This is a genomic window from Streptomyces sp. NPDC059008 (assembly GCF_042749045.1).
In the GTDB taxonomy this organism is placed as follows: Bacteria; Actinomycetota; Actinomycetes; order Streptomycetales; family Streptomycetaceae; genus Streptomyces.
Map to the genome: position 1 here is coordinate 23,040 of NZ_JBHYJC010000039.1, position 19,346 is coordinate 42,385.

General features: G+C 72.9%; 19 protein-coding genes and 1 pseudogene. 6 read left to right on the forward strand and 14 right to left on the reverse strand.

The genetic code is table 11. From position 1 onward, the window contains the following. Nucleotides 1-1,041, forward strand: coding sequence for a RibD family protein (locus ACFWZH_RS31085; RefSeq protein WP_384438691.1), 1,041 nt, complete (start codon nucleotides 1-3; stop codon nucleotides 1,039-1,041). On the opposite strand, the pseudogene ACFWZH_RS31090 reads toward ACFWZH_RS31085, so the two are convergent. From ACFWZH_RS31090 to ACFWZH_RS31110, 5 genes and pseudogenes are all read right to left on the reverse strand, one after another. After that, a pseudogene (locus ACFWZH_RS31090) lies at nucleotides 949-1,758 on the reverse strand (lysylphosphatidylglycerol synthase transmembrane domain-containing protein); the annotation flags it as partial. The gene ACFWZH_RS31085 and the pseudogene ACFWZH_RS31090 overlap by 93 nt on opposite strands. Continuing rightward, nucleotides 1,758-2,624, reverse strand: coding sequence for a class I SAM-dependent methyltransferase (locus tag ACFWZH_RS31095; protein ID WP_384438694.1), 867 nt, complete (start codon nucleotides 2,622-2,624; stop codon nucleotides 1,758-1,760). The gene ACFWZH_RS31095 and the pseudogene ACFWZH_RS31090, both read right to left, overlap by 1 nt. After that, the gene (locus tag ACFWZH_RS31100) at nucleotides 2,621-3,742 is read right to left on the reverse strand and encodes a glycosyltransferase family 4 protein (protein ID WP_384438697.1); all 1,122 of its coding nucleotides are present in this window, start codon (nucleotides 3,740-3,742) and stop codon (nucleotides 2,621-2,623) included. Before ACFWZH_RS31100 ends, ACFWZH_RS31095 begins: the two co-directional genes overlap by 4 nt. Next, on the reverse strand, nucleotides 3,739-4,137 hold the full coding sequence (locus ACFWZH_RS31105) for a 6-pyruvoyl tetrahydropterin synthase family protein (protein WP_384438700.1): 399 nt from the start codon (nucleotides 4,135-4,137) through the stop codon (nucleotides 3,739-3,741). The genes ACFWZH_RS31100 and ACFWZH_RS31105 overlap by 4 nt, the downstream gene beginning before the upstream one ends. A gap of 89 nt (nucleotides 4,138-4,226) precedes the next feature. Continuing rightward, the gene (locus ACFWZH_RS31110; RefSeq protein ID WP_384438703.1) at nucleotides 4,227-5,216 is read right to left on the reverse strand and encodes a dehydrogenase; all 990 of its coding nucleotides are present in this window, start codon (nucleotides 5,214-5,216) and stop codon (nucleotides 4,227-4,229) included. A gap of 169 nt (nucleotides 5,217-5,385) precedes the next feature. On the opposite strand from ACFWZH_RS31110, the gene ACFWZH_RS31115 reads away from it, so the two are divergent. From ACFWZH_RS31115 to ACFWZH_RS31125, 3 genes are all read left to right on the forward strand, one after another. Continuing rightward, nucleotides 5,386-6,129 carry a CDP-alcohol phosphatidyltransferase family protein gene (locus tag ACFWZH_RS31115; protein WP_384438820.1) on the forward strand — a complete coding sequence of 248 codons (744 nt, stop codon included), beginning with the start codon at nucleotides 5,386-5,388 and terminating at the stop codon, nucleotides 6,127-6,129. Between the two features lie 1,277 nt (nucleotides 6,130-7,406). Beyond that, a complete protein-coding gene (locus ACFWZH_RS31120) occupies nucleotides 7,407-8,465 on the forward strand; it encodes a nitrous oxide reductase family maturation protein NosD (RefSeq protein WP_384438706.1) in 1,059 nt (352 codons plus the stop codon). 25 nt (nucleotides 8,466-8,490) lie between these two features. Beyond that, nucleotides 8,491-9,519, forward strand: coding sequence for a methyltransferase (locus ACFWZH_RS31125; protein ID WP_384438709.1), 1,029 nt, complete (start codon nucleotides 8,491-8,493; stop codon nucleotides 9,517-9,519). A gap of 118 nt (nucleotides 9,520-9,637) precedes the next feature. Here ACFWZH_RS31125 and ACFWZH_RS31130 read toward each other — a convergent pair whose 3' ends face one another. The 7 genes from ACFWZH_RS31130 to ACFWZH_RS31160 all read right to left on the reverse strand — a co-directional run bounded on the left by ACFWZH_RS31130 (nucleotide 9,638) and on the right by ACFWZH_RS31160 (nucleotide 14,936). Next, nucleotides 9,638-9,970, reverse strand: a complete 333-nt coding sequence (locus ACFWZH_RS31130; RefSeq protein WP_384438712.1) for a TcmI family type II polyketide cyclase — start codon at nucleotides 9,968-9,970, stop codon at nucleotides 9,638-9,640. Nucleotides 9,971-10,026: 56 nt separating this feature from the next. Further along, nucleotides 10,027-10,500, reverse strand: coding sequence for an SRPBCC family protein (locus ACFWZH_RS31135; protein WP_384438715.1), 474 nt, complete (start codon nucleotides 10,498-10,500; stop codon nucleotides 10,027-10,029). A gap of 1 nt (nucleotide 10,501) precedes the next feature. Next, on the reverse strand, nucleotides 10,502-10,786 hold the full coding sequence (locus ACFWZH_RS31140) for an acyl carrier protein (protein WP_384438718.1): 285 nt from the start codon (nucleotides 10,784-10,786) through the stop codon (nucleotides 10,502-10,504). Between the two features lie 15 nt (nucleotides 10,787-10,801). Next, nucleotides 10,802-12,052: a ketosynthase chain-length factor gene (locus ACFWZH_RS31145; protein ID WP_384438721.1), complete on the reverse strand. Its 1,251-nt coding sequence runs from the start codon at nucleotides 12,050-12,052 to the stop codon at nucleotides 10,802-10,804. Further along, nucleotides 12,049-13,317, reverse strand: coding sequence for a beta-ketoacyl-[acyl-carrier-protein] synthase family protein (locus ACFWZH_RS31150; RefSeq protein ID WP_384438724.1), 1,269 nt, complete (start codon nucleotides 13,315-13,317; stop codon nucleotides 12,049-12,051). Before ACFWZH_RS31150 ends, ACFWZH_RS31145 begins: the two co-directional genes overlap by 4 nt. Then, nucleotides 13,314-13,748, reverse strand: coding sequence for a cupin domain-containing protein (locus ACFWZH_RS31155; RefSeq protein ID WP_384438727.1), 435 nt, complete (start codon nucleotides 13,746-13,748; stop codon nucleotides 13,314-13,316). Before ACFWZH_RS31155 ends, ACFWZH_RS31150 begins: the two co-directional genes overlap by 4 nt. Before the next feature lie 69 nt (nucleotides 13,749-13,817). Beyond that, entirely contained in the window at nucleotides 13,818-14,936 is a 1,119-nt protein-coding gene (locus ACFWZH_RS31160; RefSeq protein WP_384438730.1) for a SchA/CurD-like domain-containing protein, read from the reverse strand. Between the two features lie 249 nt (nucleotides 14,937-15,185). Here ACFWZH_RS31160 and ACFWZH_RS31165 point away from each other — a divergent pair, with 249 nt between their 5' ends. Then, nucleotides 15,186-16,820 (forward strand): FAD-dependent oxidoreductase, encoded by a 1,635-nt coding sequence (locus ACFWZH_RS31165; RefSeq protein WP_384438733.1) that lies wholly within the window; start codon nucleotides 15,186-15,188, stop codon nucleotides 16,818-16,820. Between the two features lie 499 nt (nucleotides 16,821-17,319). Next, nucleotides 17,320-17,808, forward strand: a complete 489-nt coding sequence (locus ACFWZH_RS31170) for a glutathione peroxidase (RefSeq protein WP_384438823.1) — start codon at nucleotides 17,320-17,322, stop codon at nucleotides 17,806-17,808. A 13-nt stretch (nucleotides 17,809-17,821) separates the two neighbouring features. Here ACFWZH_RS31170 and ACFWZH_RS31175 read toward each other — a convergent pair whose 3' ends face one another. Then, nucleotides 17,822-18,253, reverse strand: coding sequence for an STAS domain-containing protein (locus ACFWZH_RS31175; RefSeq protein ID WP_384438736.1), 432 nt, complete (start codon nucleotides 18,251-18,253; stop codon nucleotides 17,822-17,824). 241 nt (nucleotides 18,254-18,494) lie between these two features. Next, entirely contained in the window at nucleotides 18,495-19,268 is a 774-nt protein-coding gene (locus ACFWZH_RS31180) for a class I SAM-dependent methyltransferase (RefSeq protein WP_384438739.1), read from the reverse strand. Between the last annotated feature and the right edge of the window lie 78 nt (nucleotides 19,269-19,346).

Consider the following 19,346-nt stretch of genomic DNA (forward strand, 5'->3'; position numbering starts at 1 on the left):
ATGACGGCCGGAAAGGGGCCCGAGGTGCTGGACGCCACGGCGGCATGGGAACGTCTGCTGCGGATCCGTACGGCCGCCGATGCCCACGCGGCCGGTCTGGTGACGGACGGGGACGGCGGACGGCGTTGGGGACAGCCGGCCTCGTCCGGGGCGGCCGAGCTCGCCGAGCGCTATCTCCCGCTCTGCCTCGCGGGTCCGCGGATCGCGTTCGCACAGCTCGGGCAGAGCCTGGACGGCTTCATCGCGACCCGTACCGGCGACGCCGACTACGTCACCGGGGCGGAGGACCGCCGCCATCTGCACCGGCTGCGCGCACTGGCCGACGCGGTGGTGGTGGGGGCCGGTACCGCCGTGGCGGACGACCCCCGGCTGACCGTACGTGCCTGTCCGGGCGAGCATCCGGTACGGGTGGTGCTCGACCCACAGGGCCGGGTGCCGGTGCACAGCGGGGTGTTCACCGACGGTGCGGCGCCGACGCTGTGGGTGCTCGGACCGGGCGCCGGCCCCACGCCCCGGGACGCCTTGGACGCCGGGGTCGATGTCCTCCGGCTGCCGGATGCGGGCGCCTTCGACCCGGAGCGGCTGCTGGCCGTGCTGGCGCGGCGCGGGCTGGGCCGGGTGCTGATAGAAGGCGGCGGCGTCACCGTGTCGCGGTTCGTGCGGGCACGGGCACTGGACCGGCTGTACCTCACCGTCGCGCCGGTCCTGCTCGGCGATGGCGTCCCCGGCCTGCGGTTTCCCGGTACGCCTGTGATGCGCCAGGCGCTACGTCCGCCGCTGCGGCGCGCCCTGCTCGGCGAGGACACGCTCTTCGAGCTCGAACTGCGGGCGGCGGCCGGCGCGTGCCCCGGCGGCCCACCGCACGAGCAGGACCACGGCGCCGGGCAGGCCGGCGACGAAGGCGAGGACGCCGTAGACCACGGAGGTGGTCAGTCCCTGCGCGGCGCCCAGCCCGGCGGCGCCGAACGCCCAGGCTGCGGCGCCCTCGCGGGGGCCCCAGCCGCCGATGTTGACCGGCAGCGCCATCGCGAGCAGCGCTAGCACCACCAGCGGCACCAGCTCGGCGGTGGGGGCACTGACCCCGGCGACACGGGCCGCCAGGACGAACATCGCGAGGTAGCCGGCGAGCACCGCCACCGACGACAGCGCGACACCGGGCCAGACCCCGCGGGACGGCAGGCCCTGGCGCGCCTCGGCGCGCGGGGCGCGTGCGCTCCCCCGGCGCAGATACCGCCATCCGACGGCCGTCAGGGCCACCGCGCACAGAGCGGCGGCGGACAGTGCGACGCCGGGTGAGCCGAGGGCGCGGGCGAGTGCGGCGGAGACCGGCGAGGGTCGCACGAGCAGCACCGCGGCACCGCAGACGAGCAACACCAGCTGGCCCGCGGCGCGTTCCAGTATCACCGCGCGTACGCCCCGGCCGAGGTCGCCCGAGCCGCGGCGGTGCCCGACGGCGCGGTGGACGTCGCCCAGGACCCCGCCGGGCAGCACCGCGTTCAGGAACAACGCCCGGTAGTAGTCCGCGACGGCCCGGCCCAGCGGCAGCCGCAGCCCCAGGCCGCGGGCCACCAGGCACCAGCGCCAGGCGCTGAGGACCGTGGTCAGCAGGCCGATGGCGAGGGCGGCCAGCAGCGTACCGGCGTCGATCCTGCGCAGCCCGGCCAGGAAGGCGGCGGAGCCCAGATGCCACACCAGCGCCACCAGCACACCCGCGCCCGCCGCCAGCCTCAGCCACACCGCCCAGCCGGACCGGTGCATCACTCGGCCCCGGGCGGCGGACCGGGCAGCGCCAGCAGATCGGTGTGGTGCACCGTGACGCCCAACTCCCCCGCCGCGCACTGGTCCAGTCTCCGGCGCAGATACGCGACGGCCCGGGGCGCCAGCGCCGGCCGCTGGGCGTGCGCGGCACCGACCCAGCCGCGCAGCCATTCGGCGATCAGCGTGCACTCGGCGCTTCCCAGCCGCCATGGGCTGGACCGCAGCGACACCGTCGCGCCGCGTCGCTCGAAGGCGGCGACGGCCGCCGCGACCGCGTCCGGACCCAGCAGGCGGCGGCCGCGGTCCGCGCGGCGCTGGTGGTCGTTGAAGGCGGCGGTCAGCTCGGCGTCGAGCGGCTCCTTCGGGGTCAGTTCGACCCGCCCGGCGACGGAGAGCGCCAGCAGTGCGGGGCACCCGGCGCGCGTACAGGCCTCGGCGAGCGCCTCCACCTCGTCGCGGGTGAGCAGATCGAGCAGCGCCGAGGCGGAGACCAGTGACGTACCGGCGAGGTCCGCGGCGCTGAGGGCGGTCAGATCGCCGTGCTCGGTCACGGTGTGAACGGCACTGCCGTCAGCGGCGGTTGAGGGCATCCGCGCGCCGGCGTGGGCGAGCAGCGCCGGGTCGTGGTCGTGGAGGGTCCACTGCTGCGGACCGGGCAGTCGGACGGCGAGCCAGCGCGCCATCGAGCCGGTCCCGGAGCCGAGATCGCGGATCACCAGGCCGGGTGGGCGCCCCTCCTGCCCGGCCGCCTGCGCGAGCCAGGTGCGCAGGGGGCGCAGCAACTCGGGCGCCCGGGACACGGCATCGGCGCGCTCGCGCAACTCCAGCCAGCCGGCGGCGAACCGGGCGCTTCCCACGGCGTTCAACGCGCCCTCCGGGGTTCGTGCCGAAGCCGTTCCAGCGCTCCGGCCAGACTGTGCGACGTCATCTCCCACTCCTCCAGCATGGCACGCCGGTCGCGTGCCGATCTCTTCAGCCGGTGGCGCAGCCGCGGATCGCCGAACCAGCGGCGCAGCGCGTCGGCGAGTTCCACCGGGCTTGCGGACGGTACGAGCAGGCCGGGCAGACTGCCGTCGGGGGCCCGCCCGAGGGCTTCCGGTACGCCGTCCACCGCCGTCGCCAGCACCGGGATCCCGCGGGCCAGCGCCTCGGTGACGACCATGCCGTAGGTCTCGGCGTACGAGGTGAGCACCAGCAGGTCGGCGGCGGCATAGCGCGCGGCCAGCTCCGCGCCGGCCAGCGGACCGGTGAAGTCGACCCGGTCGGCGATGCCCAACTCAGCGGCTCTGCTGGGCAGTTGTTCGGCGTAGCCGGGGTCGCCTCCGGGCCCGCCGACGAACGCACAGCTCCAGGGCACCTCGGAGACGGCCGCGAGGGCGTCGAGCAGCCGGCGCTGTCCCTTGCGCGGGGTGAGCGAGGCGACGCAGAGCAGCGCGCCGGCACCGTCCGTGCCGGGCGCGAGGGGCGCGGGATCTACCCCCGGCCTGGCGACGTGGACCCGCGCCGCGGCCGGGCCGTGGTGCGCGACGAGCCGACGGGCGGCCCACTCGCTGGTGGCCACCACGGCCCCCACGGCACGCAGGGTGCGGCGTTCGCGGGCGTCCAGCTCGGCCGCCGTCCCGGGGTCGAGGCCGGTCTCGTCCCCCAGCGGCAGATGCATCAGCACGGCGAGCCGCAGCCGTTCGGCCTCGGGGGCGAGGACCTCGGGGACGCCGCCGGCGACCAGTCCGTCGAGCAGGACCACCGCGCCGTCCGGCAGGGCCGCCAGCCGGCCCGCCAGTCCCGCGCGGGCCGCCTCGTCCGGCCGCGGCCAGCTGCCGGGCATCGCGTACGGGTGCACCCGCCACCCCTGCGCCGGGAGGTCGCGGCACACCCGCCGGTCGTAGACGTTGCCCCCGCTGGGCTTCTTCGGATCGTCGACGCCATCGGGCACGACGAAGTGCACCACCCGCTCCGACGCCCCGTCGGCGCCGGTCCGCGTCACAGCGTGCGCTCGTACGTCGCCCAGGCGATATGCGATTCGTGCAGGGTGACCGATATGCCGGCCAGCTCGCGGGCGCCCTCGCCGAGGTTGCCGGCCCGCACGCGGTCGGCGAGCCGGTCGGCGATCACCTTGGCCAGGGCCTCCGTCGAGGTGTTGATCCCCGCGAAGGCGGGTTCGTCGTCGAGGTTGCGGTAGTTCAACTCGCCGACGACCTGGCCGAGTTCCTGGGTGGCCAGGCCGATGTCGACGACGATGTTGTCGGCGTCGAGAGCCTCCCGGCGGAAGGTGGCGTCCACGATGAAGGTCGCGCCGTGCAGTCGCTGTGCGGGCCCGAAGACCGCGCCGCGGAAGCTGTGCGCGACCATGAGGTGATCGCGGACGGTGATACTGAACACGGGCGTTCCTCCGGTGTGATGTCGGTCTCATGGACGGCCACGGTGACGGTGCTTGCCGTGGGGCGGTCGCGGCGTGCCGCGCCCGTGGTCTAGGAGGCGCCCGGAGGCGCGTAGCGGATGCGGTGGCACAGCGCCGCGAGGTCGCCGGAGGCGAGCCGGGGCAGCACCGAGGGCAGCTCCTCGAAGGCGGATTCGCCGGTGACCAGGGCGTCGAAGGCGGGGTCGGCGAGCAGGTCGAGGGCGAGCGCGAGCCGGTCGGCGAAGGTGCGGCGGGCGCGGCGGGCCGAGGAGACCGCACCGACCTGGCTGCTGCGGACGACCAGCCGGCGGGAGTGGAAGGCCTCCCCCAGGGGCAGGCTGACCCGCCGGTCGCCGTACCAGCTCAGCTCGATGACGGTGCCTTCCGGGGCGAGCAGTTCGAGCGAGCGCGCCAGCCCCTCCTCGCTCGCGCTGGCGTGCACGACGAGGTCGCAGTCGCCCAACGCGTCGTCGGGCAGCGCGAAGTCGATACCGAGTGCCTCGGCGGTGGTGGCGCGCGCCGGGTCGGCGTCGACCAGCTGCAGCCGGACCGCCGGGTAGCGGGCGAGCAGGGCGGCGACGCTGCAGCCGACCATGCCCGCGCCGACCACCGCGATCCGGTCGCCGACCAGCGGCGCGGCATCCCACAGGGCGTTCACCGCGGTCTCCACGGTGCCCGCCAGCACGGCGCGCGCGGCGGGGACGGCGTCCGGCACGGGGGTGACGGCGTGCGCCGGGACCACGTAGTGCGTCTGGTGCGGGGCGAGGCAGAAGACCGTACGGCCGCGCAGCGCGGGCGGACCCTCCTCGACGACGCCGACGTTGAGGTAGCCGTACTTGACCGGGGCGGGGAACTCGCCTTCCTGGAACGGCGCCCGCATGGCGCCGTACTGGCTCTTGGGAACGCCGCCGCGGAAGACCAGGGTCTCGGTCCCGCGGCTCACACCGGAGTACAGCGTCCGCACGAGCACCTCATCGGAACCGGGCTCCGGCAGCGGCACCGGCCGCAGCTCGCCCCGGCCCGGAGCGCTTAGCCAAAACGCACAAGCGACGCGCGGCATCGGGATCCTCCTGGACGCTCCGTCGTGGGGTCGTTGATGCTGGGGATCATGAGGACGCCGTCACCATACGCGGCGCCCATGGACTGCGCCACAAGTCGCGGGAGGCACAGTGGCTGTTGTGAAAGAGCACCACGGCACAAGGCGGTTGGAGCAGGACACCACGGCCGGAATGGGTGTGCAGCTGCTGGTACTGGTGGTGCTCGGCCGGGCCGTCGGCCTGGGCACCGCGGGGTGGCTGACGGGTGCCGTGTTCGCCGTGGGCAGCTGGGCCGTGCTCACCCTCGCGCTGCGCCGGTCGTGGACGGGGTCGTTCGGCCCCGCCAACCGCGTCACCCTGGCCCGGACGATCCTCGTCGGCGCAGTGACGGCGCTGGTCGCGGACTCCTTCGACGGGCGGGCACCGGTCACGGTGCTGATCGCGCTGGCCACCGTCGCGCTGCTGCTGGACGCCGTCGACGGACAGGTCGCCCGGCGCACCGGTACGGCGACCCGGCTCGGGGCCCGCTTCGACATGGAGGTCGACGCCTTCCTCATCCTGGTGCTCTGCGTCTACCTCGCGGTGCCGCTGGGCGCCTGGGTGCTGACCATCGGTCTGATGCGGTACGCCTTCGTCGCGGCGTCCTGGGCGCTGCCGTGGCTCGGCGGTGCGCTGCCGCACAGCATGGCCCGTAAGACGGTGGCGGCGCTCCAGGGGATCGTGCTGGTCGTGGCCGGTTCCGGAATCATGCCGCGGGCCTCGGCGGCGGCCGCGGTGGCCGTGGCGCTGGCGCTGCTGGTGTGGTCGTTCGGGCGGGACGTCTGGTGGCTGTGGCGGGTCCATGCCGCGGCGTCCGGCGTCGTCCCGCGTCCTACGTCCCCGCGTGCCGCCCCAGGTAGACGACGAGCACCAGGAAGACCAGCACCAGATTCGTGACGACGACGCAGAGCAGTACCCGGCGCCAGAGGCTGTCCCGGGGCGGCCGGTGCACGAGCACCGTGCCGGGCAGCCGGGCGAGCCGGGTTCCGGGGCGGACCGCGGTGGTGCGGGCCCGGCGGACCCCGTGGCGCGGCGAGGAGTAGCGGTGGGCGAGGCGCTCCGGGCAACTACGGGTGTGCCCACGGGCCGTGCGGAGCGGCCCGCGCCCCGGCGCACGGCCCCGGCACGGGGGCGTGGCACCGGGCCCGGAGCGCGTGGGTATACAGGTCCGTGAGCGGACCGCCCGCCAGGGCGGCGGCCCCTTGCGCCTCGGTACCACGCATGACCTCCGCGTTCCGGCCTACGGCCGTAACGTCGTCTGTTGAATTGCAAAATTCTAGCCTGTCCGCTGCGCTTGGCTTGCTTCCCACGTTGTCGGCTTTCCCGCCGTGGGGGTTTGTCGCCGTTGCGCCTGCGGCGGGCTGGGTGCCGCTGCGCGGGGCGTTTTCGGCAGCGGGTGCGGCCCTCCGGACTCCGTCCTGCGGTCCGCCCCCTCCCGTGGGTGGGGGGAGGGAAGACCGGTGGGGGTCCCGTAAGCCCCCGTGTGCCGGTAGTCGACGGACAGGGCACGCCCCCACCGGCCGCTTTCCCACCCACCACGGGAGGGGACAGACCGTAGGACGGAGTCCGTAGGGCTGTCACCGCACCCGACAAACAACCGCCCGCCGCAGGCGCAACGGCGAATGACCACCACGGCGGGAAAGCCGACAACGCGGGCCGCAGCAAAGCGCAGCGAAAGGGCGCAACGGTGAACAACCACCACGGCGGGAAAGCCAAAAGCGTGGGAGGCGGGCAAAGCGCAGCGAACGGGTGATCAAGCCGCCCCCCGGTGTCGTCAGGCAGCCCCCGCGCGTTGGACTGCCATGACCGTCTTCCGCGTCCGACCGTGGTTTCTGCCGACCAGCCTCGCGGCGTTCCTCACCGAGGTGTGGCCGGACGGGCCGGCTGACGCGCCGTCGGACGCCGGACCCGGCGAGCCGCGGGAGGGCGGGGCCGACGGGCCGCCTCCTACCCGGTCAGCTGATTCAGGGACGACCGAATGCCATCCGTGCCCCGGTGCGGCCGACGACGGCGGCGAGCACTCCCGCAGGCACCCTGACCGGCCCTGACGGGCGGCCGCGCGGCCGGCCTCGGCAGCGGAGCTGACAGCGCGTCGAAAGCTGGCGGGCGCACACACCGTGGCCATCGGGTTACCACATGTGGCGAGCGGTGGTGATCGCCCATAACTTCGCCTCATGGCGCTTCGACAGATGAAATACATGGGCTGCGTCGCAGCGGTACTGGCCGGCGGACTGGGCGCCGGCGCGCCCTGCGGCGGGGGACGGCATGTGGTCCGCCCGGGCGATTCGATCCAGCGGGCGGTGGACAGGGCACGGCCGGGTGACACCGTCGTCGTCAAGCCCGGGGTCTATCAGGAGAGCGTACTGATCAACAAGTCCCGGCTGCGCCTCGTCGGAGCGGGCGGGAAGACGGTGATCAAGCCGACCGGGAAGCGCGCGGAGAACGCCTGCGGGCAGGAGGGCAACGGCATCTGCGTCATCGGCAGCAAGGGCCACCCGCTCCACGACGTCCACATCCGTTCGCTGACCGTCGCCGACTTCAAGCGGAACGGCATCTGGGCCTCCGGCACCGAACGGCTGACCGTATCCGATGTGACCTCCCGGAAGAACCGCGTGTGGGGCATCGCCACGGAGAAGTCCACCGCCAGCCTGATCAGGGACAACGAGGTCACCGGCAACGGCGACTCCGGCATCTTCGTCGCGAACACGGTGAAGGAGGAGGGCGGGGCCACCGACACCCGGGGCACGTCCATCTCCCAGAACCTCATGGCGGACAACCGGATCGGCGTCACGATCCGGCGCGTCAGGAATCTGACGGTCAGCCACAACACCATGACCGGGAACTGCGGCGGAGCGTTCATCGTCGGCGACGAGTCACGCCCCCGGGCGGGCGCCCTGACCGTACGGAACAACGAGATCACCAAGAACAACAAGTACTGCCCCGCCAACCCCCGTCTGCCGTTCCTCCAGGGCTCCGGCGTCGTCCTCACCGGCACCGAGGACGCGAAGGTGGTCCACAACCGCATCCGGGACAACGCCGGCAAGTCCCCGCTCTCCGGCGGCGTCGTGCTCTTCCACAGCTTCGTCAAGGCCCTCAACGAGCGCAACGTCATCGCGGACAACGTGGTGCTGGACAACAAGCCGGTGGACCTGGCCAACCGGGACACCGAAGGCCGGGGCAACGAGTTCCACGGCAACAAGTGCCGGACCTCGGAGCCGGCCCGTCTGTGCTGACTTCACACGGGAGAATCGAGGCGGAATGACCACCGTAAGTCCCACCCCCCAGCCGGCCATGCGGCTGCGCGAGCTGGTCTTCGGAGCCGCGTGCGCGGCAGCCGTACGGGCCGCGGCCAAGCTCGGCGTCGCCGACGCCCTCGGCGAGCGGCCCGCCACGGCGCAGGAGCTGGCCACCGCGGTGCGGGCCGAGCCGCGGCCGCTGGAGCGGCTGCTGCGCACGCTGTCCTGCTACGGAATCTTCGAGGAGACCGCGGACGGGAAGTACGCCCACACCGAGATGTCCCGGCTGCTGCGCGAGGACGCCCCCAACAGCCTGCGCTACATCTCCCTGTGGTGCACCGAGCCCTGGACCTGGGACGCCTGGCCCCGGCTCGACGAAGCGGTGCGCTCGGGCCGCAACGTCTTCGACGACCTGTACGGCAAGGGCTTCTTCAGCTATCTCCACGAGGACGCACCGGACTCCGCCGACGTCTTCGACCGGGCCATGACCACCTCCAGCAAGCAGTCGGCCGAGGACCTCGCCGCGCTGCTCGACCTGTCCGGGGCGTCGTCGGTGGCGGACATCGGCGGCGGCCAGGGGCATGTGCTGGCCGGCCTGCTGGAGAAGTACCCCGCGATGCAGGGCACGCTGCTCGATCTGCCCGCGGTGGTGGCGAACTGCGACGCCCGGCTCCGGGAGGGCGGCGCGCTCGCCCCGCGGGTGCGGATCGTGCCCGGCGACTGCCGCGACGAGATCCCCGTACAGGCCGATGTCTACATCATCAAGAACATCCTGGAGTGGGACGACGAGAGCACCCGCCGGACGCTGCGCAACGTCGTCGACGCCGCCCGCCCCGGCGCGCGTGTGGTGATCATCGAGAATCTCGTCGACGACAGCCCCTCGATGAAGTTCACCACCGCCATGGACCTGCTGCTGCTCCTGAACGTCGGTGGCGCCAAGCACACCAAGGAGAGCCTGGTCGGCCGGATGTCGGCGGCCGGCCTGAAGGTCGGCGACATCACACCCGTCAACCCCTATCTGCACGCCTTCGAGTGCACCGTTCCGGCGTGAGATGAACGTGCCCGTGAACGGCAGGCCGCCCGGCGAGGAGAAGCCTCCTCGCCGGGCGGCCCGGCCCGTTCCCGGGCGGATGCGTGCACCGGGGGATCGCCCCGGCTCCGCCTGCGCGTCAGCCGCGGCCGTCGCGCTCCCAGCGATAGAACTCGTGGGCCATCGCGTCCTTGGGGCTGCGCCAGGTCTCCGGGTCGTACGCGCTGACGTAGGCGGACAGCTTGTCGCTCACCGCGCGGAACTCGGGGTGCTCGGTGACCTTGGCGATCTCCGGGCCGGGCGGCCGGTCGGATTCGATGAGGTGCAGATACACGTCACCGAACTGGAAGAGGGTCCGCCGCGAGACGCCGACCAGGTGCGGCAGTTCCGTACGGTCGGAGGCCTTGAAGACCTCGGCGATGTCCGGAGCCGAGCCGGGTGCCATACGAGCGACGATCAGAGCGTGGTGCATCGGGGAGATCCCTTCTTTGCCGCCGGGTGGCGGTCCGGACACGGCCCAGGGGACGGTCAGTTGACGGCGGCGGAACGCAGCTCGCGGTCCCGCTGTTCGATCTTGTCCCGGATGAGTTCCAGCTGGATCCGCGAGTTGCGGTTGATCAGCTCGGTCATCCCCTTGTCGTCGACCGGGGCCTGCGGCTTCATCGCGAAGTCCTGGGTCCAGTGCATCGAGGTGCCGCCCGGGATCTCGGAGTACTTCCAGTGGATGTCCATGTGCGCGAAGGGGCCGGTCTCCACCCGGCGGGCGCGGACGGTGCGGGCCCGTCGGTCCATGACCCGTTCGGAGACCCAGCTCCAGACGGTGCCGTTGTCGTCCGGGTGCATCGTCAGCCGGAAGGTGGTCTTGTCGCCCTCCCGGGACAGCACCTCGACCGAGGCGTACTCGCTGAACAGCTGCGGCCAGTTCTCGATGTCGTTGGTGATGTCCCAGACGAGGTCGAGGGGCGCGGCGATGGTGATGTCGTTCTCGGTGTGGCCGGGCATGTCAGGCTCCTGTCGTAGGCACTTTGTCCTTGTCGGCGTTGGCGTGGTCGGTGTTGACGAGGGCGAGGAAGTCGCGCGGCGTCTTGCAGCGCTCCGCGTCGGTCGGCATCGGCCGGCCGTGCCGGTTCTCCAGTTCGCCCACGATGCCGAGGAGGCCGAGCGAGTCGAGGCCGAACTCGGCGAAGGACAGGTCGGCGCGGTTGGCCAGATCCTTCGGGTCGACGGTGAGGCCGGCGGCCGACTTCATCAGCGATGCCAGCTCGTCGAGGGTCAGTTGAGCGGTCATGTGGGGTTCTCCTTCTCACGAGGGGGACGTGGGGGCGTGCCGCAGCACCATCGCCGCGTTCGACCCCATCAGCCCCCGGCTCAGCACCAGCGCCGTCCGCAGCTCGGCGGGCCGGGCCCGGCCGATCACCACGTCGAGGTCGTGGCATACGTCGACGACGTTGGGCGTGGGCGGCACCACGCCGTTCTCCATGGCGAGCACCGCGGCCGCGATGTCCAGCACGGGAGCACCGCAGTACGCCCGCCCGGTGCCGGTCTTGGGCGCGGTCACCGGGACCCGGCTGGTGCGCCGGCCCAGGGCGTCCGCGAGGGCCAGCGCCTCGGCCCGGTCGGCCGAGGGGACACCGAGCGCGTCCGCGAACACCACGTCGATCTCCTCCGGGGCGCACCGCGCGTCCTCCAGCGCGCCGCGGATCGCGTGGGCGAGCCCGTCGCGGGACTCCTCCCACCGCGAGGCCCCGGTGAAGGTCGCGGCGTGCCCGGAGAGCACGGCCCGGACGGTCGCCCCGCGCTTCCCGGCGGCCGCCGCCTCCTCGATGACCAGCATCGCGCCGCCCTCGGCGGGCACGAATCCGCAGGCGCCGTCGGTGAACGGGCGGTAGGCGCGGTCCGGGTCGTCGAGCCTGCTCAGATCGTCGTAGCCGAGCTGGCAGACGACCGAGTAGGGGGCCAGCGGCGCCTCGGCGGCGCCCACGACGACGGCCTCGGTGCCGCGCCGGATGGTGCGGCAGGCGTGCGCCAGGGCGTCCAGGCCGCCCGCCTCGTCGCTGGCCACGACTCCGCAGGGCCCCTTGAAGCCGCCGCGGATGGAGATCTGTCCGGTGCTGGCCGCGTAGAACCAGGCGATGGACTGGTACGGGCCGACGTGCCGGGAGCCCTGGCCCCAGAGGCGTTGCAGCTCCCGTTGGCCGAACTCGCCGCCGCCCGATCCGGCGGCGGTGACGACCCCCACCGCGAACGGCGAGTGGTTGTAGTCGGCGCGGCCGAGGTGGGCGTCGTCCAGCGCGAGGTTGGCCGCCGCCATGGCGAAGTGCGTGAACCGGTCGGTCTGGACGAGGTAGCGCTCCTCGATCAGATCCGCCGGGTCGAAGCCGCGGACCTCACCGGCGACCTTGAGCGGCAGGTGCTCGCACCCTTCGCGGGTCACCCGGTCCAGGACGCTGATGCCCTCCCTGGTCGCTTTCCAGAAGGCCTCGGTGCTCACGCCGTTGGGGGCGATGACGCCGATGCCGGTGACGACCGAGCGTCGTTCCTTAGGGGCGCTCATCGTGCCCTCCCGCCCTGTCGGGTCAGTACGACCGCTGACTGGAATCCACCGAAGCCGCTGCCGACCGAGAGCACCGAACGCAGCGGCAGCTCCCGTGCCGTCCGGGGCACGTAGTCGAGGTCGCACTCCGGGTCCGGGGTCTCGTAGTTGGCCGTCGGCGGCACGACCTGGTGGGTCAGTGCCAGCACACAGGCGACGATCTCGATGGCGCCGATCGCGCCGAGCGAGTGCCCCACCATGGATTTGATGGAGCTCATCGGCACCTGGTAGGCGTGCTTGCCCAGCGACCGCTTGACCGCGGCGGTCTCGTGCCGGTCGTTCTGCTGGGTGCCGGAGCCGTGTGCGTTGACGTAGTCGACCTGGGTGGCGTCGATCCTGGCGTGACCGAGCGCGCGGTTGATGGCCTCGGCCATCTCCAGGCCCTCCTGGGTGAGGCCGGTCATGTGGTACGCGTTGCCGAAGGTGGCGTAGCCGCGTATCTCGCAGTGGACCGTCGCACCGCGGGCGCGGGCGTGTTCGAGCTCCTCCAGGACGAGTACGGCGCCGCCCTCCCCCATGACGAATCCGTCGCGGTGGGCGTCGAACGGCCGTGAGGCGTGGGCGGGGTCGTCGTTGTTGGCGGAGGTCGCCTTGATCGCGTCGAAGCAGGCCACCGTGATCGGGGAGATCGGCGAGTCCGACGCGCCGGCGATGCACACGTCGACCCGGCCCTCCTCGATGGCGTGGAAGGCGTACCCGATGGCGTCGAGGCCGGAGGTGCAGCCCGTGGAGACGGTCTGTACCGGGCCGTGCGCACCGACCTGTTCGGCCACTTCGGAGGCGAGCGAACTGGGGGAGAACGCCCGCTCCAGATAGCGGCCGGCCGGCCGGTGGTCGACGTCCCACCGCTGCCCGTGCTCGCTGACGGCGACATAGTCGTGTTCGAGGCGCGTGGTGCCGCCGACCGCGGTGCCCAGGGACACTCCGATGCGCCAGGGGTCCTCCTTCTCGGTGTCCAGGCCGGCGTCGCGCAGCGCCTCGTCGGCGGCGACCCGCGCGAACTGGATGTACCGGTCCGAGCGGGCGATCTGTTCCCGGCTCAGCCCGTGGGCCTCGGGATCGAAGTCGCACTCGGCGGCGATGCGCGAGCGGAAGCCCTCCGGATCGAAGAGGGTGATGCCGCGGGTCGCCGTACGCCCGGCGGACAGCAGGTCCCAGAAGGCGGGTACGCCCACGCCTCCCGGGGCGACGATGCCGACGCCGGTGACCGCCACACGGCGGGTCATGACACCGGCTCCGTTCGTTCGGGTGGCACGGCCGGCGTGCTGTCCTCCGCGCCCTCGGTGTCGACGTGGCCGAGCTCGGGGCGCGGCGCCAGCGGGCCGAGGTGGAAGACCATCCGGGCCTCGACGTCCCCCACGTTGCGGAACCGGTGCCGCATGTAGGGGGGAATCAGCAGGCCCTGGTCCGGGCGCAGCGGGTGGGTCTCCCCGTCCAGGTCCACTTCGAGGGCGCCCTGGACGACGTACACGAACTCCTCGGAGTACGGGTGGTAGTGCTCGCCGATGCGCTCGCCGGGCTGGACGAGTGCCATGCCCATGAAGCCGCTCGTGGCGCCCACCGCGCTGGGTGTCAGCATGGCGCGCAGATCACCTCCGCGCCGGCGGTTGGGCTTGGTCTCGCTGAGGTCCACGATGCGTGGGCGGTCCGTGGTCATGGCTGATTCCTCCAGGGGGCGTGAGGCCGTCGGTCGAGTGGGGTGGGATCTGGCGCGGGCGGCCCGCGGTCAGGCGTCCGGGGCCCGGCGATCGGTGATCAGGGCCATGTCGGAGCGCGTCAGGAAGCGTGCGAGCTCGCGGTCGTCGGACAGGTCGCCGGCCGCATCGGGGTCGAGGAGGCGCCGCAGCACGGCGATCTTGCGGGGGCCGCGCACGCCGAGCGACAGCACGGGGTCGCTGTCGATGGGGATCCGCAGGTCGATCAGCCGGACGACGATGTCGTCGCGCTGGAAGATCGTGCTGCCGGCGATCGGGCAGGCCTCGTCGTCGGCGGCCAGTTCGTCCTGGCGGGCCAGCATCCTGGCCAGCACCATGCCGCACCCCTCCTTGGCGGGGTAGAGCAGCGCATGGCGCCGGACGTCCTCGGGCCGGCTGCCGTGTGCCGCGACGTGGTGCACGGCGGGCAGCGCGGCGCGGGTGAAGAACACCCGGGCGGAGTTGGGGTCGCTGAGGTCGCGGTCCTGCTCCAGGTACGGGTTGATGGCCTCCTCGACGGCCCGGACCTCGGGCTGCCGGGAGACGTGGCGCAGCGCGGCGACGAGGTCGCCCTGCACCTCGACGGCCCGTACGACGCGGTTGCCGTGCATGAACAGGGAGGTGCGGCGCAGCCGGGTGGTGTCGTCGACCCGGGCCTCCGGGGAGGTGTAGCCGGCGAGGATCTCGGCGACCTTGTCCTCGCTGCCGGGCTTGACGGTGAAGGTCAGGGCGTGCCGGACCACTCCGTCGCCGACGCGGGGGTTGGCCTGCAGCCGGCCCTTGGGGGGCTCGGGGGCGAGCGTGGCGATGTTGGAGGTCTCGCGCAGGACGCTGAAGCGCAGCGAGCGGGTGTCGCGGACGCAGCTGTGCAGCGGCTGGACCATCTTGACGTGTTCCTCGCTGTTGACCCAGGTGAGGAAGGGCGCCGCGCTCTCCCACTCGCTGGTGATCAGCCACTGCGAGGGGTTCTCGATGGACTGGCACAGCTGGTCGGTCATGTGCCCGGGGACCGACGCGACCTGGTTGCGCAGGTGCTCGTAGGCTTCCAGAAAGCGCTGCTGGGCTCCGTCGTGGAGGTCCAGGAGCAGCACGACCCGGAGGCGGGAGCCGTCGAAGGCGGACTGGGATATTCGTTCCGACAGCGTGGTCATCGTCTACGCATCTCCTTCGGGGCCCGACGGCCCCTGTGGTGCGTCGTCAGTTCCGGTGCGTGCCGGGTGACTGAGCCGGATGGTGGGCGGCTGCCCGGGTGTCCCGGGGCGTCCCGGATTCGATCGTGGCGGGGACCGTCCGGTGGCGCGAGATCTGTGAGCCATGCAGGTGAATCGTGATCGAAAACTGCCACATCCGGGCATTCGTGCTCCATCTGCCCTCAATGCGCCCATGGAGCTGGAGCACGAATGAACCCCACCGTTGAAGACCGGGTCCCGGTACTCATCGTGGGCGGGTCCCTGGTGGGCCTGTCCGCGTCGTTGTTCCTGGGACGTCTGGGTGTGCGGCACCTACTGGTCGAGAAGCACGCGGACACCTCACGCCACCCGCGCGGGCGGGGGAACAACGTCCGCACGATGGAGCTGTACCGGGTCGCCGGAGCGGAGCGGCCGATCCGGGAGGCCGCGTCGGTCCTGGCGCCCAACCACGGCATCCTGCAGGCCCCTTCGCTCACCGGCGACGAGCAGGAGTGGCTGTTCAAGGAGATCGACCCGGGCGGTGGCCTGGCCCGGATCAGTCCGTCCGCCTGGTGTCTGTGCAGCCAGAACGACCTCGAACCCGTACTGGTGCGCCGCGCCCGCGAGCACGGCGGCCAGCTGCGGTTCGCCACCGAGCTGGTCTCCTTCGAGCAGGACGCGCAGGGGGTGACCGCGGTCCTGAGGAACCGGGATACCGGCGAGGAGAGCACCGTGCGGGCGGACTACCTGATCGCGGCCGACGGCCCGCGCAGCCCGGTCCGCGAGCGGCTGGGCATCGGCCAGACGGGCCCCGGCGACCTGTTCCACAACGTGAGCATCACCTTCCGCGCCCCGGCCCTGGCGGACGTGGTGGGCGACCGGCACTTCATCGCCTGCTACCTGACCAACCCCGAGGCGGACGGGGCGCTGCTGCCGGTGGACAACCGGGCGGAGTGGGTCTTCCACGCCCCCTGGCACCCCGACCAGGGCGAAACCCTGGAGGACTTCACCGACGAGCGGTGCATCGACCACATCCGCCGGGCGACCGGTGCCCTGGACCTGGACGTGGAGATCACCGGAAAGGCCCCTTGGCACGCCGCCGAGCGGGTCGCCGAACGCTATGCGGCCGGCCGGGTCTTCCTCGCCGGCGACTCGGCCCACGAGATGTCGCCCACCGGGGCGTTCGGCTCCAACACCGGCATCCAGGACGCCCACAACCTCGCCTGGAAGCTCGCGGCGGTCCTCAACGGCTCGGCGGGCCCCGGGCTGCTGGCGACGTACGAGGCGGAGCGCCGGCCGGTGGCGCGCGAGACGAGCGCCCGCGCCTCGGCCCGGTCCGCCGAGCACAGCCATCCCGGGTACGTCCCGGCCCCCGGGGCGGGCGGTGGCCGACAGCGCGGCGTGCTCACCGTCGCCCTCGGCTACTGCTATCCCGAGGGCGCGGTCGTCGGCGCCGACCCCGAGCTCCCGGTGGTTCCCGAGCAGTTGCGACTGACCGGCGAGCCGGGCACCCGCGCCCCGCACATGTGGCTGCACGCCGGCGGCGAGCGCCGCTCGACCCTGGACCTCTACGAGAAGTCGTTCGTGCTGCTGTCCGGCTCCGACGGCGACATGTGGCGCACCGCGGCCAAGGGCGCCGTCCAGCGCTTCGCCGTAGCGCTGGACTGCTATCTGATCGGCACCGAGCCGGACGACGACCTGGCCCCGGAGGAGGGCGTCGACTGGGCCGAGAAGCACGGCACGACGCCCGAGGGCGCGGTGCTGGTGCGCCCCGACGGCTTCGTGGCGTGGCGGGCGGAGGGCCGGGTGGCCGATCCCGAGGCGGCGCTGGCGCAGGTCTTCGCGGCGCTGCTCGGCAGGGACTGACCGCGCGGGCCGCCCGCGCTCCCGGCCCGGTCCGTACGGAACGCCACGAGCGGAGCGGGCCGGATGGTGGGGCGCACGGGATGGGAGAGGGCCGTGGGGTCGGCGGGATCCGCGCCGGCCCCACGGTGCCGGGAACGTATCTTCTGCTCGTCACCACCGAAGGGGCTTCTGCGGACGGCCCCGGCCGCGTCCCGCAACTCGGTGGCCGATTTCCGGTTGAGTCCGGGCATGGACGCCAAGAAGCCCCCCTCGCACCCCTTTCAGCGCATCTCCCTCCCCCACCAGCTGCCACCGCTGCCACCGCCCGCTCCCCAGGCGCGGCGCCCCACCGAGGAGGGGACGCCGATCTTCGACCAGCTCCTCAAGGAGTGGCGCTCGGGGGCGCTGCGTCCGGCCGTGTCATGGCCGACCGACGATCCCGGGAAGATCAGGACGGGCGCGGCTGTTGGGAGGGATGATGGCCGTCCCTATCCGCGGAACCGCGACGAGGAGCATGACCGTGAGCCTGTACGACATCCCGCTGCGCACCCTGACAGGTGAGCCCGCTTCGCTCGCCGACTATCGGGGCAAGGCCCTGCTGGTGGTGAATGTGGCGTCCAAGTGCGGGCTGACCCCGCAGTATTCGGGCCTGGAGCGACTGCAGGAGCGCTACGGGGACCGTGGCTTCAGCGTGCTGGGCTTCCCCAGCAACCAGTTCGCCGGCCAGGAGCCGGGCACCGCCGAGGAGATCGCCACGTTCTGCTCGGCGACGTACGGCGTCAGCTTCCCGCTGTTCGAGAAGACCGACGTCAACGGCGCGGACCGGCACCCGCTGTACGCGGCGCTGACCGGCACCGAGGACGCCGAGGGGGCCTCGGGCGACGTCCAGTGGAACTTCGAGAAGTTCCTGATCAACGCCGAGGGCGAGGTGGCGGGCCGCTTCCGGCCGCGCACGGAGCCGGAGGCCGAGGAGCTGCTCGCCGCCATCGAGGCGGCTCTGCCGGCCTGAGTCGGGCGGGCCCTCAGACCACGGCGATGTCGGTGGCCCCGGCGGACGGGGCGACCGGGTCCTGGGCGGGGGCCTCGTCAGCCGCGTCCTCCTGCGCGAGCGCCTCGCCGGACACGCTCTCGAAGTCGCCGGTCAGCCCGGTCATCCGCAGCAGCCGGGCGACGCAACCGCCCTCGATGACGCCGGTCAGCCGCAGCCGGCCGCCCCGCTGCCGGGTTCGGTGGCGGGCGCGGCTGAGCAGCGACAGTCCGGCGCAGTCGAGGAAGGTCACCGCGCGCAGATCGACCACGAGGTCGACACCCTGGCCGCGGGTGATGCCGTCCAATCGGTCGGAGAGCACCGAAACGGCGAGGATGTCGAGGTCACCGCGGAGTTCCAGCACGGTCGTGCCGCCCGCCGCGCGGCGCGGGCCCACAAGTCTCGGATAGTGCGGAGCATCGTTCATCGGCCCGACCCACTTTCGTGCCGGGGGCGCGGGGTGACCACGCGCCCCCGACGGAGACGTACGGAAGGTGTGGGGGGCGCCCGGCACGATCCGGGCGGGTCGGCCCGTTCCCGGGTCGTCGATGGTGCGGTTGCGTAGCGCTGGTGCCGCTACGTTTCTGCAACTGCGCCCATGGTTGTCTACGGCTTACCCGCCGGCCGCCGCCCTCAAGTCCCGGCGCACGCCAGATCCGCAGGTTGTCTCAAAGTCGCCCCTTGCGCGCATGGCCGAGATAGGTGACCAACGGCCGGCGCTTCGGCGCGAGCGCGAAGCCGGCCACCGCCTCGATCTCGTCGTCGCCGATCCGGCCGCTGCGGCGCGCCAGGATTCCGCTCAGCAGGCCGCGGACGCTGCGGGGCGCGAAGTCGCAGACGCCGCCGTCGGCCAGCCCGTGGCGCGCCAGCAGCGCGGCGACCTCGGCCGGCGTACGCAGCCGGCGCGCGGCGTAGCGGCCGGCCGGCACCACCCGGGTCATCGGCAGCCGCTGGAAGGCCCCGAGGTAGACCAGCCGGGAGAGGGGTGTCCGGTTGACCGTGTCGTAGACCAGGACGCCGTCGGGCGCGAGGGCTCCGGCGGCCTGCTCCACCACCCGGTCGGGGTCCTCGGTGATCTCCAGGGTGTCCGCGAGGTAGACCAGGTCGAACGCGGCCGCGGGGACGCCGAGCCGCTCCGCGGGCGCGGTGCGGTACTCCACGGCCGGACCCTCGCGCCCGGCGGCGGCGCGGGCCAGCGCGGTCGCGGCCCTGGAGGGATCGACGGCGGTGACCTGGAATCCGAGTGCGGCGATCCCGCGCGCCAGCAGCCCGCGCCCGCTGCCGACGACCAGGGCGCGCCCCGAGGGCGCCCGGCCGAGCCGCTCCAGGACCCCGGAGGTGTACGCCAGACGTACGCCCTGGAAGGCGGCCGCCCGGATCTGTCGCCCGTCGACCGCTTCGGGGTCGGCCGAGTCCAGTGCGATCAGCGGGGTCGGGCCCATCGCGTGCTCCCTCGTTCGGGTAGGGGCTCCATCGAAGTCCAGGTTCCCTGAGGGAACCTAGCATGCATGGTTCCCTCA

Bases quoted from the DNA above. Each gene is read 5' to 3' on its own strand.
- ACFWZH_RS31155 (WP_384438727.1), bottom strand. From the start codon at position 13,748: ATGACCACGGACCGCCCACGCATCGTGGACCTCAGCGAGACCAAGCCC.
- ACFWZH_RS31120 (WP_384438706.1), top strand. From the start codon at position 7,407: ATGGCGCTTCGACAGATGAAATACATGGGCTGCGTCGCAGCGGTACTG.
- ACFWZH_RS31115 (WP_384438820.1), top strand. From the start codon at position 5,386: ATGGGTGTGCAGCTGCTGGTACTGGTGGTGCTCGGCCGGGCCGTCGGC.
- ACFWZH_RS31140 (WP_384438718.1), bottom strand. From the start codon at position 10,786: ATGACCGCTCAACTGACCCTCGACGAGCTGGCATCGCTGATGAAGTCG.
- ACFWZH_RS31150 (WP_384438724.1), bottom strand. From the start codon at position 13,317: ATGACCCGCCGTGTGGCGGTCACCGGCGTCGGCATCGTCGCCCCGGGA.
- ACFWZH_RS31180 (WP_384438739.1), bottom strand. From the start codon at position 19,268: ATGGGCCCGACCCCGCTGATCGCACTGGACTCGGCCGACCCCGAAGCG.
- ACFWZH_RS31175 (WP_384438736.1), bottom strand. From the start codon at position 18,253: ATGAACGATGCTCCGCACTATCCGAGACTTGTGGGCCCGCGCCGCGCG.
- ACFWZH_RS31110 (WP_384438703.1), bottom strand. From the start codon at position 5,216: ATGCCGCGCGTCGCTTGTGCGTTTTGGCTAAGCGCTCCGGGCCGGGGC.
- ACFWZH_RS31130 (WP_384438712.1), bottom strand. From the start codon at position 9,970: ATGCACCACGCTCTGATCGTCGCTCGTATGGCACCCGGCTCGGCTCCG.
- ACFWZH_RS31135 (WP_384438715.1), bottom strand. From the start codon at position 10,500: ATGCCCGGCCACACCGAGAACGACATCACCATCGCCGCGCCCCTCGAC.
- ACFWZH_RS31165 (WP_384438733.1), top strand. From the start codon at position 15,186: ATGAACCCCACCGTTGAAGACCGGGTCCCGGTACTCATCGTGGGCGGG.
- ACFWZH_RS31125 (WP_384438709.1), top strand. From the start codon at position 8,491: ATGACCACCGTAAGTCCCACCCCCCAGCCGGCCATGCGGCTGCGCGAG.
- ACFWZH_RS31145 (WP_384438721.1), bottom strand. From the start codon at position 12,052: ATGAGCGCCCCTAAGGAACGACGCTCGGTCGTCACCGGCATCGGCGTC.
- ACFWZH_RS31085 (WP_384438691.1), top strand. From the start codon at position 1: ATGACGGCCGGAAAGGGGCCCGAGGTGCTGGACGCCACGGCGGCATGG.
- ACFWZH_RS31160 (WP_384438730.1), bottom strand. From the start codon at position 14,936: ATGACCACGCTGTCGGAACGAATATCCCAGTCCGCCTTCGACGGCTCC.